18 protein-coding genes are annotated in these 14,836 nt (G+C 64.1%); 9 read left to right on the top strand and 9 right to left on the bottom strand.

Features of this window, described 5'->3' with window-relative positions; translation table 11 throughout:
• Positions 1-29 precede the first annotated feature (29 nt).
• Positions 30-845 carry an imidazole glycerol phosphate synthase subunit HisF gene (gene hisF / locus C451_RS15160; protein WP_007741860.1) on the bottom strand — a complete coding sequence of 272 codons (816 nt, stop codon included), beginning with the start codon at positions 843-845 and terminating at the stop codon, positions 30-32.
• Positions 846-1,012: 167 nt separating this feature from the next.
• Here hisF and C451_RS15155 point away from each other — a divergent pair, with 167 nt between their 5' ends.
• The 5 genes from C451_RS15155 (at position 1,013) to C451_RS15135 (ending at position 5,981) form a co-directional block, all read left to right on the top strand.
• The gene (locus C451_RS15155) at positions 1,013-2,560 is read left to right on the top strand and encodes a restriction endonuclease (protein ID WP_007741859.1); all 1,548 of its coding nucleotides are present in this window, start codon (positions 1,013-1,015) and stop codon (positions 2,558-2,560) included.
• 76 nt (positions 2,561-2,636) lie between these two features.
• Complete coding sequence (locus C451_RS15150; protein ID WP_007741858.1) at positions 2,637-2,918, top strand: DUF7550 family protein; 282 nt, start codon at positions 2,637-2,639, stop codon at positions 2,916-2,918.
• 126 nt (positions 2,919-3,044) lie between these two features.
• The gene (locus C451_RS15145; protein WP_007741856.1) at positions 3,045-4,142 is read left to right on the top strand and encodes an NADH:flavin oxidoreductase/NADH oxidase; all 1,098 of its coding nucleotides are present in this window, start codon (positions 3,045-3,047) and stop codon (positions 4,140-4,142) included.
• 174 nt (positions 4,143-4,316) lie between these two features.
• Positions 4,317-5,033, top strand: coding sequence for a hypothetical protein (locus C451_RS15140; protein WP_007741855.1), 717 nt, complete (start codon positions 4,317-4,319; stop codon positions 5,031-5,033).
• Positions 5,034-5,144: 111 nt separating this feature from the next.
• A complete protein-coding gene (locus tag C451_RS15135; RefSeq protein ID WP_049913163.1) occupies positions 5,145-5,981 on the top strand; it encodes an aldo/keto reductase in 837 nt (278 codons plus the stop codon).
• A gap of 251 nt (positions 5,982-6,232) precedes the next feature.
• Here C451_RS15135 and C451_RS15130 read toward each other — a convergent pair whose 3' ends face one another.
• Both C451_RS15130 and dph2 read right to left on the bottom strand, forming a co-directional pair.
• Positions 6,233-6,787, bottom strand: a complete 555-nt coding sequence (locus C451_RS15130) for a GNAT family N-acetyltransferase (RefSeq protein ID WP_007741853.1) — start codon at positions 6,785-6,787, stop codon at positions 6,233-6,235.
• A 69-nt stretch (positions 6,788-6,856) separates the two neighbouring features.
• Positions 6,857-7,906, bottom strand: coding sequence for a diphthamide biosynthesis enzyme Dph2 (gene dph2 / locus C451_RS15125; RefSeq protein WP_007741852.1), 1,050 nt, complete (start codon positions 7,904-7,906; stop codon positions 6,857-6,859).
• Between the two features lie 131 nt (positions 7,907-8,037).
• Between dph2 and C451_RS15120 the strand changes: the two genes are divergently transcribed.
• From C451_RS15120 to C451_RS15110, 3 genes are read left to right on the top strand one after another with little or no spacing between them, the layout of a single operon-like run.
• On the top strand, positions 8,038-8,697 hold the full coding sequence (locus C451_RS15120; protein ID WP_007741851.1) for an alpha/beta hydrolase: 660 nt from the start codon (positions 8,038-8,040) through the stop codon (positions 8,695-8,697).
• A gap of 38 nt (positions 8,698-8,735) precedes the next feature.
• Complete coding sequence (locus C451_RS15115; RefSeq protein WP_007741850.1) at positions 8,736-9,143, top strand: YlbF family regulator; 408 nt, start codon at positions 8,736-8,738, stop codon at positions 9,141-9,143.
• 51 nt (positions 9,144-9,194) lie between these two features.
• The gene (locus C451_RS15110; protein WP_007741849.1) at positions 9,195-9,488 is read left to right on the top strand and encodes a hypothetical protein; all 294 of its coding nucleotides are present in this window, start codon (positions 9,195-9,197) and stop codon (positions 9,486-9,488) included.
• Here the strand turns inward: C451_RS15110 and C451_RS15105 are convergent.
• Genes C451_RS15105 through C451_RS15095 form a run of 3 tightly spaced genes read right to left on the bottom strand, consistent with a single transcriptional unit; the run spans position 9,485 to position 12,244 of the window.
• Positions 9,485-10,942 (bottom strand): RtcB family protein, encoded by a 1,458-nt coding sequence (locus C451_RS15105; RefSeq protein ID WP_007741848.1) that lies wholly within the window; start codon positions 10,940-10,942, stop codon positions 9,485-9,487. The genes C451_RS15110 and C451_RS15105 overlap by 4 nt on opposite strands.
• A gap of 46 nt (positions 10,943-10,988) precedes the next feature.
• Positions 10,989-11,399 carry an archease gene (locus C451_RS15100; RefSeq protein ID WP_007741845.1) on the bottom strand — a complete coding sequence of 137 codons (411 nt, stop codon included), beginning with the start codon at positions 11,397-11,399 and terminating at the stop codon, positions 10,989-10,991.
• Positions 11,396-12,244 carry a DUF502 domain-containing protein gene (locus C451_RS15095; RefSeq protein ID WP_007741843.1) on the bottom strand — a complete coding sequence of 283 codons (849 nt, stop codon included), beginning with the start codon at positions 12,242-12,244 and terminating at the stop codon, positions 11,396-11,398. Before C451_RS15095 ends, C451_RS15100 begins: the two co-directional genes overlap by 4 nt.
• An 87-nt stretch (positions 12,245-12,331) precedes the next feature.
• On the opposite strand from C451_RS15095, the gene C451_RS15090 reads away from it, so the two are divergent.
• A complete protein-coding gene (locus C451_RS15090) occupies positions 12,332-12,808 on the top strand; it encodes a GNAT family N-acetyltransferase (protein WP_007741842.1) in 477 nt (158 codons plus the stop codon).
• A gap of 47 nt (positions 12,809-12,855) precedes the next feature.
• On the opposite strand, the gene fer is transcribed toward C451_RS15090, so the two are convergent.
• The 3 genes from fer to cdd all read right to left on the bottom strand — a co-directional run bounded on the left by fer (position 12,856) and on the right by cdd (position 14,816).
• Positions 12,856-13,509 (bottom strand): ferredoxin Fer, encoded by a 654-nt coding sequence (gene fer / locus C451_RS15085; protein WP_049913154.1) that lies wholly within the window; start codon positions 13,507-13,509, stop codon positions 12,856-12,858.
• An 87-nt stretch (positions 13,510-13,596) separates the two neighbouring features.
• Entirely contained in the window at positions 13,597-14,424 is an 828-nt protein-coding gene (locus C451_RS15080) for a nucleoside phosphorylase (RefSeq protein ID WP_007741840.1), read from the bottom strand.
• Positions 14,421-14,816 carry a cytidine deaminase gene (cdd, locus tag C451_RS15075; RefSeq protein WP_007741839.1) on the bottom strand — a complete coding sequence of 132 codons (396 nt, stop codon included), beginning with the start codon at positions 14,814-14,816 and terminating at the stop codon, positions 14,421-14,423. The genes C451_RS15080 and cdd overlap by 4 nt, the downstream gene beginning before the upstream one ends.
• Between the last annotated feature and the right edge of the window lie 20 nt (positions 14,817-14,836).

Raw genomic sequence — 14,836 nt, 5'->3', positions numbered from 1 at the left:
ACGCTCTACCCACGACGGCGACTGCCTTCTCAGCGCCGCACCGGAACCCCGTGTTCGTCGAGATACTCCTTCACGTCCCCGATCGAGTATTCGTCGAAGTGGAAGATCGAGGCGGCGAGCGCCGCGTCGGCATCCGCAGCGGTGAACACCTCCTCCATGTCGGCTGGGCCGCCACAGCCTGAAGAGGCGATGACCGGTGTCGAGACGTTCTCACAGACCGCGCGCGTCAGCGGGACGTCGTAGCCCTCCTTCGTCCCGTCGGCGTCGATCGAGTTGACGAACAGCTCGCCGGCTCCTCGACGTTGGGCCTCGCGCGCCCACTCGACCACGTCGATGCCCGTGCCCTCGCGGCCGCCCTTCACCGTGCACTCGAACCAGCAGGATTCACCGTCCACGGTGACGAACTGTTCGCCCTTCTCGTCGTAGCGACGGCGCGCATCGACCGAGATGACGATACACTGGCTGCCGAAGCTCTCGGCACCCTCCGTGATGAGCGCCGGTCGATCGAGCGCGCCCGTGTTGATCGAGACCTTGTCCGCGCCCGCTCGCAGGGTCTCTCTGATGTCCGCGCGCGTGCGGATGCCGCCGCCCACGGTCAGGGGGATGAACACCTCGTCGGCCACGCGCGAGACGACGTCGAGCATCGTCTCGCGGCCGTCGGCGGAGGCGGTGATGTCGAGGAAGACGAACTCGTCGGCCCCCGCCTCGTTGTATCGGCGGGCCATCTCGACGGGATCGCCCGTGTGTTCGAGGTTCTCGAAGTTCACGCCGGTGTAGACCGCCGGCTCGCCGTCATCGTCGAGATCGACGTCGATACAGGGGATAACGCGCTTGGTGAGTGTCATATACTGTTGACACCGTGCCACTCATTCTTAACTCGAAGGCTTTGGCGCTACATACGATGTATGGCAGCTTCCGCGGAGACCGCATATGAGCAAACACAAATCGTGAATTCGCCACTGATGGAAAGACCATCCATGCATTGATTATGACAGGCTCACTCGGATATAATATGCCAAAATATGCCACTCTTGACGATATAGACGAGGAAACACGATATAGTATCCTTACCGCCTTGCATGAAAACGAGCGGTTTTTGGGTGGTATTACGGCGACGGACGCTTTCCGAGCAAGCCAACAAACCCGTTTGATCCTGACTGATCAGCGTCTCCTCACGTTCAGCCAGAAAAATGCTACAAGCCCTCTTTCCGAAATTGATCGAGCAAATATCTCACACGCCGACTTCGAAGAAGGAATCCTGAGTCGAACACTGACTATCGTAGGCACGGACGGACTCACTCAAGAATGGGATCTCGATATCAACGGTGCAGGCGAATTTGCCGAGGCAGTCTTGAGTGGTGGTGTTCAGCGCGTCTATGATGACGATTTCCAAATCGAATCACACTCTCGCATCAATGGGGTAAACGACTCGAAAACTACTCCGGGCTTCAACAATGGACCCGGCGGCAATACGGAACGGAATCACGGACGGGACAGAGAACCATCGGCAACTGAAAGGGGTCGGAGCACACCGGAACCCGTTACTGACAGTAGCACCGATTACCAGCACCCAGCCATCGCTGATCTTTCACAATCCGAGTTGCTTTCCGAGCTTCAGTCGATGGATAACTACGATTTCGAGTACTTCGTCGCCGATATCTGGGAGCAGATGGGATGGGAGACGGAAGTCTCGCAAGCATCGGTGGACGCTGGAATCGATGTGACCGCTACGAAATCGAACCCCTACCCAGAGAAGAACATAATCCAGGCCAAACGGTACGGTGAAAACACGAGTGTTGGCGGTCCGGACATACAACAATACGCGAGTCTCAAACAACAAGTCTCAGGTACTGATTCGGTAATCGTCGTTACCACGGGATCGTTCACCAACGCTGCTGAAAAACGTGCTACCGATCTCAACGTCAAAACCGTTGATGGAGACGGAATCGTAAGCATGGTTGACGATCTTGATGCGCGCAATCTCGTCGCGGATTATATTGATATTCCTCTTGAATCATCTGCCGAATCGGAATTCGATTCCGAACTCGGGTCTACGCCGATAGGCGATCACGGAACAGACTCTCCTGATACGGCTGCTATGGGACATGCGAGTCCTGCACCGGATCACGAACTGGAGGCTATTTCCTCCGACGAAGGCGATTCGACGATCCTTCACGTTGCCGACCGAATCGTGGGTGCCACAAATCAGACGACTGATCAGGAGTCATCTGCCTTCGAAACGAGGGATCAAACGAGAACGGCCGATCAGACGGGAGTTGACGATGTAATCGCCAACTCGCAATCAGCCGGAAACTGGCACTATGGTGTCATTGGGCTCTCTGCAATCAGTATCCTCGGACTTTTCGCGGGAGTTGCTGATGTTGCTGGCTTCTCCATTCTGTTACTGCTTCCCATCACGTATCTTGATATCCGAGATGTACGTACAGTGACTACCGAGTGGCAACCGAAAACGTGGCTGTATCTTCTCGGAATGTTCTTCGTGGTGTTCATTGCTGCGCCGCTCTATCTCTACCGACGCAAAACAGTTGTCGGACTGTAATGAATGCGCTGAGGTTTCGTGAGCTACTCTTCGGCACATTCGAATCATTTTATACGCTCCTCATCAATTTGCGACCATGAGCGATGACGCGCCGACCGAGCCACGCGAGTCGGAATCCGGTCAGGAGCAGGCGACCGACACCGAAGACCAGACGATGGTTGAGGGCGATCGCGAGCAGCGCGAGAGCCACCCCGACGATGCGGGTGCGGGAACCCATGGAAGCGTCGAACCGGTCGCTACCCGCGAGACGTCGCCGATGAGCGAGTTCACGGGGCGACAGGCCGGCATCGGCGCGCTCGTGGCGGTCGTCGGACTCGCCGTCACGTTCGCGATCCCGCTACTGCTTACGCTCGGCTGAGTCGGCTCGTCCGCACCGACCGCACCGCCCGATCATCCGTCCGTGCCGGATTCGTGTTCGTCCGTTTTCACGCCGGAGCGGCCGTTTCCGTCACTGTCTTTCCCGGCGAGCGAGTAGGCAGGATCGATGACAGCAGATCTCTTTGCACCGCTCGAACTGCGTGAGACGACGATCCCGAACCGGGTGATGGTCTCGCCGATGTGTCAGTATTCCTGTGACGACCGCGACGGGTTGGCGACCGACTGGCATCTCGTCCATCTCGGCAGTCGGGCGTCCGGCGGGGCCGGCGTCGTGATGACCGAGGCGACCGCCGTCGAGGCCCGTGGGCGCATCTCGCCGGAAGATCTCGGCATCTGGAGCGACGCACACACCGAGGCGCTCGCGCCGATCGCCGAGTTCGTCAAATCCCAGGGCTCGGTGCCGGCGATCCAACTCGCTCACGCCGGGCGGAAGGCATCGAAAGCTCGGCCGTGGGATGGCGGCGAGCCGCTCCAGCCCGACGAGGGTGGCTGGGAGACGATCGCGCCGAGCGACCAGCCATGGCCCTACGAGAACGGCGCAACGGCGACCGCGAAGATGGAGCAGGACGACATCGAGGACGTCATCGACTCGTTCAAAGCTGCCGCCGAGCGTGCCGACGAGGCTGGCTTCGACGTCGCTGAGATCCACGCTGCTCACGGCTACCTCCTCCACGAGTTCCTCTCGCCGGTCACCAACCACCGGACGGACGACTACGGCGGCGACTACGAGGGGCGGAGCCGGCTGGTCCGCGAGGTGACTGCCGCGGTGCGGGAGGTCTGGCCCGACGACAAGCCCGTCTTCGTGCGGATCTCGGCGACCGACTGGCTACCCGACCGTGAATCCTGGACGGTCGACGACTCGGTGCGACTGGCCGACGATCTCGCCGCAGCGGGCGCGGACCTCATCGACGTGAGCGCCGGCGGCAACGATCCCGACCCGCAGATCCCCTACCGGGGACCGGGCTACCAGCTCCCCTACGCCGACCGCATCAGCCGCGAGCGCGAGTCGGAGATCGCCGTCGGCGCGGTCGGGGGCATCTCTTCGCCGGAGCAGGCCGACGCGCTCGTGCGCAACGGTCGAGCCGATATGGCCATCGTCGGCCGCGAACATCTCCGCGATCCGTACTTCTCGCTACACGCCGCCCGCGAGCTCGATCGGCCTGAGGCCGCCGAACCACCCATCCAGTATCGGCGCGGGTTCTGAGCGGCTCGACCGTCGCGAGTCCCACATCAGCACCGAGATAGCGCTAGACGTCGACCGGTACTCGAATTGAACCGTCACTCTCACTACCACTGGCCTCGCACGATCGGTACAGCCGATGGATGGAACTACTTCTGGTGACTGTCGGCACGCGTCGTCCCGAGATAGGACCCTGTGATGCGGAGACGGGACTACCTTCGCGGGCTGGGCGCGATCGCTGGCATCGTCGGTGTCGCGGGCTGTTCGTCAAGCGCCTCCGAGGAACCGGCCGCGGGTCCGACGGCCCAGGAGCCAGCAGGAAACGCGTCCGACGAATCACGAACCGAACGCACTGCGCCGGGATCGGTGACCACCCGAACCGTCGACGAATCGACCGCCAGCCCGACGGCCCAGCCGACGACCACGGCGACAGAGGTCCCGACACCGGAACCGCCCGCGAACAGGCTGTTGCTCGCGCCGGCACTCGGTACGAGTTGGGGGTACGCCAGCGACTCCGCGCCTCGGGTTCGGGACAACGGTACGATAACGGCGCTGTATCGTGGCACGCAGTCGTACACGCGGACCCTTCGGACACGGCTCTGGCCATGCGAGGGTCAGACGCTCGACGCGCTCGGCGGAACGTGTTCGCTCGGGAGTCTCCCCCGTCGATATCGTTCACGCGACGACATCGAAACGGCGGATCCCGCGATCGGCGAGACCGCGTTCGCGTGGTGGTCGGGGCCGCGGACCGACATGGAAGTCGTCGCGGCCGATCACGTGTTCCGTATGACCCATATGCCGCTCGCGGCGCAGGCCGACGAAAGCACGGCCAGCCTGCCGTCCCGCGCTGCACGACTGACTGAACTCATCGGGTTCGCCCGACAGCAAGCCGACAAGCTCGCCTCGTTCGGCTGAACCGTCGCGTCAAGGGCGTGTCCCGATTTCTCGTCCCTTTCGAGTCCGAGAAACGCACGATCGACTGCCGGGGCCGAAAGAGGCACCCGTCTGGTGGCCGTTCTCCACTCGATGGCAACCGAAAACCGAAGCGATACGTTCGACATCGGCGGCGAGGACACCGTTCACCGACTGGGCTACGGTGCGATGCGACTCACCGGCGAGGAGATCATCGGCCCGCCGGACGACGAGGAGGAAGCGAAAGAGGTCCTCCATCGAGCGACCGAACTCGGCGTGGATTTCATCGACACCGCCGATTCATATGGGCCGGCGGTCTCCGAACGGCTGATCGGCGAGGCGCTCGCGCCTTACGAGGACGTGTTCGTCGCGACCAAAGGCGGGCTCTGGCGCGACGACCGCGACGGCTCGTGGCCGAAATGTGGCCAACCGGGCTACATCCGCAACTCGATCCTGGGAAGTCTCGATCGACTCAAGACGGAGACGATCGACCTCTATCAGTACCACCGTCCCGATCCCGATGTGGACTACGCTGAAGCGGTCGGGACCTTCGCCGATCTCAAAGAGGAGGGGAAGGTCAACCACGTCGGTGTCTCGAACGTCTCGGTCGAGCAGCTCGAAACGGCCCGCGACGTGGTCGAGATCGCCACCGTCCAGAACCAGTACAACATCGGTGATCGCGAGCACGAGGAGGTCCTCGACTACTGCGAGGAGCACGATATCGGCTTCATCCCGTGGGCCCCGCTCGGCTCGGGCGACCTCGACGGGCTTGGCGAGGTAGCGGACAACCACGACGCAACCGAGTATCAGGTCGGGCTCGCCTGGCTGCTCCAGCACTCGCCCGTGATGCTCCCGATCCCGGGCACATCGAGCGTCGAGCACGTCGAGGAGAACATCGCCGCCAGCGATATCGAACTCACCGACGAGGAGATCGAGACGATAGAGAACTGAACCGGAAAACGAGCTGATCGCGCCCGATTTTACGAATCAGACATTTCTGGTGGCGGTGGCGCGCGATGAATCCGGCCGAAGGCCGGAGAACGCGCGAGGGATGAGTGAACGAGCGAAGCGAGTGGGCGAATCGGCTGGGGAGGGTGTGGCTTGCGGTTCTCATTTTCGTCAGAATTCGCCGTGAAGTAGTTACTCGATCGGATAGAACATAACAAGATATATTGAGAAATCTCGACATGTGAGTGTAGAGTTCACGAATCGCGCTGTTCGAGCCATTCCTCGCGCAGCAGTCCGTACTGGAGCATATCGCGGTGCTCACCGTCGATGAACATGTATTTGCGGCTGCGGCCTTCCTCGCTGAAGCCGAGCGATTCGAGCAGTCCCTGAGAAGCATCGTTGAAGTCGAACGCACCCGCGCCGATGGCGGGCGTCTCGTAGCTCCGAAAGACGTACTCGACGACGAGCGCGACCGCCTCGGTGCCGTAGCCCTCGCCGTGGACCTCCGGCACGAGCCAGTAGCCGAGCTCGGGGCGCTTCCAGTCGGCGTCCTCGACCGAGACGACGCCGATTCGTCGCACTGCGCTCTCGTCGGGTTGGCCGGGCCCGGCATCGTCATCGAGACAGACGAGAAAGCGATCGGTCGCTTCGGTATCCCACTCCTCGACCTGTTCTCGATTTCTGAGTGGGGAACCGAGCGGATAGCGAATTTCGGGGTTGGCGGATGCGCGCTGCGTGAACGGGATATCCTCTTCTTCGACGGTGCGGAGCGTGACGCGCTCGCCGTGCTCGATGCGTGCGCCGGGCATGACCGTACATCCCGGATGAGCAGGTTATGCGTTCCGACTCGGTCCGTTTCCGTCGTCAGTACTCCATCCCTACCAGGTGCCGTGGAACGTGTCGAACGAGAGCGAGTCGAGCGGCTCGTTGCCGACGGCGATCTCGTACTCGCCTGGTGTGAGCATCGGCTTGTGGAATCGCGGGCCGTCGTCGGTCGTGATGCGTGGACAGCCGGTGTTGACGAACGCGTCCATGTCGAAGTTCCGGAGCCGATCGGGCGTCACCTCGTCCATCGTGATGAGGTAGGCGTTGTCGTTCGCCTCGACGATCTCTTCGGCCTGGTCGTAGCGACCCTGACCGATCTTCGTACAGAAGATGACGCCCCACTTCTCGGCGTCCATCGCGCGGTGGACGGCACCGTAGCGCTGTTTGAGGAACTTCTCGGTGTCGGCGATCGAGACGGCGTTGTTGACGGGATCGGCGATCACGACCCGCTTGTCGGGGTGTTCCATCGCCAGCCCGAGCGGGTGGAACTTCCCGCCGCCGACGTAGAGAACCTGGTCGGCGTCGATGTCCGCCGAGGCGTAGTTACAGCCCAAGACCTGTCCTTCGTGAGTGAGTCGCTCGTCACCGCGGCGGGTGTGCACGTCGAAATCCCGCTCTTCGAGCCACGCGCGCATCTCCTCGAACTTGTTCATATGCTGGGCGGTCGTCACGAGACCCACGTCTGGGTTTTCGTCGGGATCGGCGAGTTCGTCCAGGGAGTCCTTCAGGATCGGCTCGACGTCGACGTTCGAGAAGAGCGGCACGTAGATGATCTTGTCCGACTCCTTCATCGGCGAGTGGCCGAAGTGGACGAACACATCAGTTCGGCGCATCATGTAGGTGTCGAGGTCACAGGCTCCATAGCAGGGCTGGCCTGACAGGAGTACCCGCACGTCGTCGGGCAGGCGCTCGCGCAGGTCGTCCGTCACTGCTGGGCCGCGGCGTTTCAGTCCCTCGGGGAACTGCAATCCGACCTTCTTCGCGTCGCGCTCGTCGACCGCCTCGACGATCCTGTCGAGCTCGTAGTCCCACTCCCGGTCGTGTTTGAGCGCCATCCCCGTCTTGGTGAGGTCGCCCGATTTCGACTCCGACGTGTGGCTCATTGGCCGGTTTATCGCCTCCTGCCGTTTAGTCCCGGCGTTTCGCCGAGCGAGCGGTCGGGCGGTGCGCCGTCGACGTCTTCGATTCACCACCGCCCGGGAGGTTGAAACCCGCCGCACGTCTACGCCGCCCCATGCCCGCCGATCTCCCGCTCGAACACGTCCACGTCGAACCCGATCGTCCGGCCGACGGCCCCGCACCGGCGGTGTTCGTCCTCCACGGCCGCGGCGCGGACGAACAGGACCTCCTCCCGGTCGCCAAACGGCTCCCCGACGGACTCCACGTCGTCAGCCTGCGCGCGCCCGATCGGCTCATGCAGGGCTACACGTGGTTCGAGATGGAGCTCCCCGATGGCGACATCGCGCGCAGCCAGCCCGAACCCGAGGATTTCGATCGGTGTCTCGATCTCGTCGACGAGAGCATCGCTGCCGCGATCGAGTGCTACGATCTCGATAGCGATCGCATCGGTCTTTTTGGATTCAGCCAGGGGGCCATCACGAGCCTCTCGCTGCTCTGTGAGGGGCCCGAGCGGTTCGCGTGGGTCGTCTGCTCACACGGCTACCTGGCCGCACCACATGCGGATAGCGAGCCGGAGGGGATCGCTGACACGCCGGTGTTCGTCGGCTCGGGCACCGCCGATCGGATGATCCCCGCCGAACGCGCCGAACGGGCCGCGAAGCGCCTTCGTGAATGGGATTGTAACGTCGAGTTCCACCGCTACGAGAGCGCCCACGGCATCGGTCCGGACGAACTCGCCGATCTGGTGGCGTGGGTGGAGAACCGACTCGCCTGACCGCCACGTTGAAGACGCTCACGACCCAACCCCATGCGATGAGCACCGAATCGGAAGTCGAACCGGAGATCGACGCCACGACGGGCAGCCAGCCGGAGACGGTCGCGAACGACCTCGGCGCGGCCATCGCCGACATGCCCGAATACGAGCGGTTTGTCGAGACGAAAGCCGCCGTCGAGCGCAATCCCGAAGCCCAGCAGAAGGTCCAGGAGTTCGAGCGCCTCCGCGACCAGTTCGTCCAGGCTCGCCAGACCGGCGAGGCCACGCAGGACGACCTCGAAACCCTCCAGAACGCCCAGCAGGAACTGCACGAGGTCCCCGAGATGGCCGAGTTCCTGCAGGCACAGGACGAACTCGACGCGCGCCTCGAACGGCTCAACCAGGAGATCACCGCCGATCTCGACATCGACTTCGGCGATCGCATCGGCGGCTGCTGTAACGACTAGCTCTCCGACCGCCGTCCGGCAGTATATACCCGTCCAGCACCTGTTTTCGGTATGGTCGCCGTCCGCTACACCTGCCCGCGCTGCGACGCGCTCGTCACGCTCGATCGCGCGGCCGAACTCGCCGACAAGTCGGTGACGCCCTTCGCCCTCGACGGTTGGGAGTACGCCGCTCCGCACGAGGAGTTCGAGAGCGCCGACGGCGTCGAGATCGTCTGTGGCGCGGCCGAGACCGACGGTGAGGGCTGTGGGGAACTGTTCTACCTGAACTTCGTCAAGTACGACGAGGGTCGTGCGGTTGAGGCGCGCACGACGCCGGCGGACGTCTCGTTCGACTTCCTGCGTTAGCCCTTGATGTTGCAGACCGGGAACGTTCGGGCCACGGTGTCGCCGATGCCCAGTTCGTCGGAGACGCGCACGACCTCGTCGACGTCCTTGTAGACGCCCGGGGCCTCTTCGGCGACCGTCGCGCCGCTCTGGGCCTTCACGTACACTTTCTGGCCCCGTAGCTCGTCCTGGACGTCCTCGCCCCAGAACTCGTCTTTGGCCTGCGTGCGACTCATCGTCCGGCCGGCACCGTGGGCCGTCGAGCCGAAGGTCGTCTCCATCGAGCTCTCACCGCCGCGCAAGACGTACGAGCCAGCGCCCATGCTTCCCGGGATGATGACCGGCTGGCCGACGTCGCGATAGGCGCGGGGAACTTCCTCGTGCCCGGCCGGGAACGCCCGCGTCGCGCCCTTGCGGTGGACGTAGAGTTCGCGCTCCTCACCGTCGATCTCGTGATCTTCCTTCTTCGCGATGTTGTGTGCCACGTCGTAGAGCAGGTTCATCTCCATCTCCTCCCACGAGCGGTCGAACACCCGCTCGAACACCTGTCTGGTGCGATCCATGATGAGCTGGCGGTTGACCCACGCGTAGTTGATCGCTGCACACATCGCGCCGTAGTACTCCTCGGCGAGCTGACTGCCGGCGGGTGCGGCCGCGAGCTCCTTGTCCGGCAGCTGATCGAGGAGCTCCGGATGGGCCTGCTCGACCTCGCGGGTGTACTCGGTACAGACCTGGTGGCCGAGTCCGCGCGAGCCACAGTGGATGAGCACGACGATCTGATCCGCCGAGAGCCCGTAGGAGTCGGCCACGCCCTCGCGGAACACGTCGGTCACGCGCTGGACTTCGAGGAAGTGGTTGCCCGATCCCAGGCTGCCGATCTGGTTTTTCCCTCTGTCCTTGGCCTTCTGCGAGACGACAGCGGGATCGGCGTCCGGCCGGCGACCCTCGTCCTCGCAGTGGGCGAGATCGTCCTCGACGGCGTGACCCTCGTCGAGCGCCCATTCGACGCCCCGATCGAGGATCTCCTCGACCGTCTCGACGTCCGATTCGACGACGCCACCGCCGCCGAGTCCCGAGGGGACGTTCGCAAAGAGCGACTCGACCAGCTCCTCCTCGTGGCCCTGAACGTCGTCGTAGCTGAGGTTCGTCGTCATCATCCGCACGCCACAGTTGATGTCGAAGCCCACAGCTCCGGGCGAGATACACCCCTCTTCGGCATCGATACCGGCGACGCCACCCACCGGGAAGCCGTAGCCCTGGTGGCCGTCGGGCATGCAGATCGCGTGTTGCTGCACGCCCGGGAGCTGCGTCGAGTTCTTCAGCTGCTGGAGCGTCTTGTCGTCCGCGATCTGATCGAGCAGCTCCTCGCTGGCGAGCACCCGTGCCGGGGTGTTCATCTCTCCCTCCTGGGGAATCTCCCAGATGTACTCCTCGACCCGTTCGAGCGTGATCCCGTCGGCGTCGTACGTGTCCATACCGATCGTATTCGAGCACTGCCGGAATAGGTTTCGTCTGCCCGGATCAGACGTCGAAGACGACGTAGGCGTTCCAGCTTTCGTCGTCGCGCTCGATGCGCATCTCGGAGTACGTCACGGCCTTCACCTCGCGCGCATCGATCGTCCCGAGCGGAACGCCCCGCGCGCTCGCGTCGAGTTGCCACCCGTCATCCGTCCGGTCCACCACAACCCGGTTTTCGACGGGAAGCACGCCGCGCACGTCGCGCTGGTAGATGCAGTCGGCGAGATACTCGTAGAGCAGCGCCTCGCGGTTCTCGGCCTGGACCGCGAACGAGAAGCGGTCGCCGTCGTCGGGGATCGTCTCGCACATCGCCGCCGCCAGCCCGTCGGCGACCGCACCGAACGTTGCGTCGAGGGTTTTCCCGTCGGCGGCGACAGCCACGTCGGCGGTATGTTCGCGGAGTTCGAAGCTCACGACTCGCCCCGTTCCGGTCGGTCGCTTTCTCCGGATTCGTCGGTGGGTTCGCCCGGCCCGCCGACGACCCCCTCCGCGACGGTCGTCCGTTCGGCGTCGTACTCGCCGAGCGCCGCCATCTCGTCGGCCGAGAGGCTCGCCGCACCCTCCGTATCGCCGATCGCCACGCCGCTCGTGACGATGGCGCTGACGGCCTGCTCGACGGTGAGATCGACGTCGTAGACCTTCGTCGTGGGAACGTGGATCAGAAAGCCACCCATCACGGGATTCGGCGCGAGCGGCATGAACAGCGTTCTGAGATCGTCGTGGCTCGCCGCCTCGTCGACGGTCGCCGGCGGTTTCGCAGTCACGAACGCGAAGGAGTAGGTTCCCTCGTTGGGGAACTCGATGAGCTTCACCTCCTGAAAGCTGCTGGTGTCGCTTTCGAGCAGCACGTCGCTCATGCGCCGAAAGCTGGTGTAGACCGAACCGACGCCGGGGATCGCCTCCATCGCGGTGTGAAACCACGCCGAGAGCTTGCGGTCCGAGGAGGTCGCGTGCGCGACGAAGCCGACGACGAGCACGATCGCTACGAGCGCGAAGACGGTCCCGAACTCGATAAGTACGGAGCCGAACTCGGGGCCGAGGCCGATCGCGCGGGCGAAGCCGACGACCGGGCTGACGAGGCCGAGCACGCGCGCGGCGGCGACGACCGGCGTGAGTACGTTGCTGAGGAAGTTGAGCACGAACCCGAGGATCATCACGGTGACGAGAAACGGGATCGTGAGCGCGGCACCCGTGATCAGCCATTCACGCACCTGATAGAGCAGTCCCGACGATTCTCGCGAGTCCGACGCCGAAGCCATACCCCTGCCAGCGGATGCCGCGTCGAAAGCGTTGTGCCTTCATCTGCGGGCGGTGGAGTTATAGTTCCCTACACGTAACGCCCGACGGTGAGTATCGATGTCACGAATCGCGTCGTCGGGCCCGGCAGTGACGAGCATCTCGACGCCGCGTGGGAGCTGAAAGAGCGCATCCGCCGTGAGGAGGGGGTGCTCAAACAGCGCCGCGGCTTCTTCGCCGACGCCTACCGCCGAGCGACCGTCCATCTCGTCTTCGCGGGCGATGAGGAGCTCATCGGTTTCGCGGCCGTCCGCCGCGACGGCTACGTGCTCTTTCTGGCCGTCGATATGCCCCATCGTGGCGAGGGGTTCGGCGAGCGCCTCATCGCCACCGTCGCCGACGAGCACGGCTCCGTGAGCTGTCACGCCCGCGCGAGCAATCAGGACGCCGTCGGCTTCTACGAACATATCGGCTTCGAGGTCCAGCGCCACATCGATCACTACTACGAGGACGGCGGCGCAGCCTATTATCTCAAGCTCGGTGACGGTGGTCTCGCCGATCGCATCTCGTCGTTCTTCCGCGGTTGACTATCCTTTCCAACCCGTCGAAAAACCTCTGTCCCTGCAGCGCCAGCTCAATCGCTGGCGTGGGCCTGCTCGAACGGTCTGGGCGGCAGCCTGAGCTCGTCGAGCCCAGGGAGATGTTTGATGTTGTAGATCACCTTCATCTCGTCGGTGACCGGGATGCCGTTACAGGAGAGGCGGATCCCGTGGGCTTTCATCTCCGGCGGGAGGATCGTGTCGGCGGGCATCTCCAGCTCGCCTTCGACGACCGCGACCGCACAGTTCGCGCACGCGCCACCGCGACAGGCGTAGGGCCACGCGAACCCGCGGTTTTCGGCGGCTTCGAGCAGTGACTCGCCCGGTTCGACGACGAACTTGCCGTGGTTGACCGGGTCGAGATCCGCGTCGCCCGCCTTCCCGAAGAGATCGCTGTCGCCGACGTCCCAGCCGTGATCGTCGAGCACGGCGTAGTTCAGATATTCGACGTGTGCGCCCGCCGGGCCGTCGTCCGGTTCGGGCTCCTCCTCGATCTCCTCTTTCTCGGGCGGCGCTTCGAGTTCGCGGCCGGCCTTGGCCGCCTCGTAGGCCGCTCTGACGCGCTGGAACTCTGCGGCCGATCCTCCGTGGTCGGGATGGGCCTCGATGATGCGCTCGCGGTAGGCTCTCCGGAGGTCGGCCTCGCTCGCGTCGGGGTCGATATCCAAAACCTCAAACGGGGACGCCACACCGAATATACCGTGCCCCGACTGAAAAGCATTCCCGATACGGAACGGCGCTGTGGCCGCTCTGCCGGCCATCGAGCGCCCGCGTGATCAGTCGTCGCCGAGGCCGAGGCCGGGATACCAGCGATCGGCACCGGCCTCGCGCGCCTGCTCGTCCATCCGGGCGAGCAGCGCCGTCGCGAGGCTCGCCGTCTCGGCCGCCCGGTTCTCGCCTTCGGTGCGGAACTCGCCGGTCGTCCGGTTGGCATACACCGTGCAGACTGCGCCCGCCCGGAGCCCGTAGAGATTTGCGAGACTGAGGATTGCGCTCGATTCCATCTCGAAGTTGAGCACGCCGGCCTCGCGCAACTCCTCGAAGCGCTCCTCGCTGCCGGCGGCTTCGAACCCCTCGAACCCTGGCCGGCTCTGCCCCGCGTAGAAACTGTCGGTGCTCGCGGTCACGCCGACGTGGTAGTCGTGGCCCAGCTCCTCGGCTGCGGCGACCAGCGCCGCCACGACGCGGTCGTCGGCGCTCGCCGGGAACCCCTCGCGGACGTACTCGTCGCTGGTCCCCTCCTGTCTGACGGCCCCCGAAGTGATGACGAGATCGCCGACGTCCATCTCGGGCTGGATCGCCCCACAGGAGCCGACCCGGAGGAACGTCTCACAGCCGACGCGCGCGAGCTCCTCGACCGCGATCGCCGCCGAGGGGCTGCCGATACCCGTCGAGGTCGTGCTGATCGGCGCGCCGTCGTACGCGCCCGTCGCAGTGCGGAACTCGCGGTGTTCGGCGACGACTTCGGACTCGTCCCACTGGTTCGTGATCTTCTCGATGCGCTCGGGATCGCCCGGCAGCAGTACGGTGTCGGCGACGTCGTCGGGAGCGACCCCGAGGTGATACTGCGTCTCGTCGTTCGGATCCTCGCTATCGCCGGTCATCGTCCCAGCGTCTCCGCCGAAATCGCGTCCGGTAGCAGTTCGCCGAGCCGATACTCGCTTCTGGATTCGCCCTCGTCGCAGAGCACCCGAAAGTCGTCGTCGCAGAACTCCGAGAGGCTCTGGCGACACATTCCACAGGGAAGAACGCCGTCGTGCTCGGACGAGGCGACCGCGAGGCGTGCGAAGTCGTGGTGGCCGTTCTTGACCGCCTCGGCGAGCGCGACCTCCTCGGCGTGGAGGCTGTTCGAGTAGTTGGCGTTCTCGATGTTACAGCCGAGAAAGACCGTTCCGTCCGCCGTTTCGAGCGCCGCCCCGACCCGATACTCGGAGTAGGGGACGTGTGCGCTCGCCGTCGCGTCACGGGCGCGGTCGATGAGTTCGTCGTCGTCCATGCCCGTGGAGTCACTCGCGT

The organism is Halococcus thailandensis JCM 13552 (genome assembly GCF_000336715.1).
Classification (GTDB): Archaea; Halobacteriota; Halobacteria; order Halobacteriales; family Halococcaceae; genus Halococcus; species Halococcus thailandensis.
This window is presented reverse-complemented; position numbering and strand designations above follow the sequence as displayed.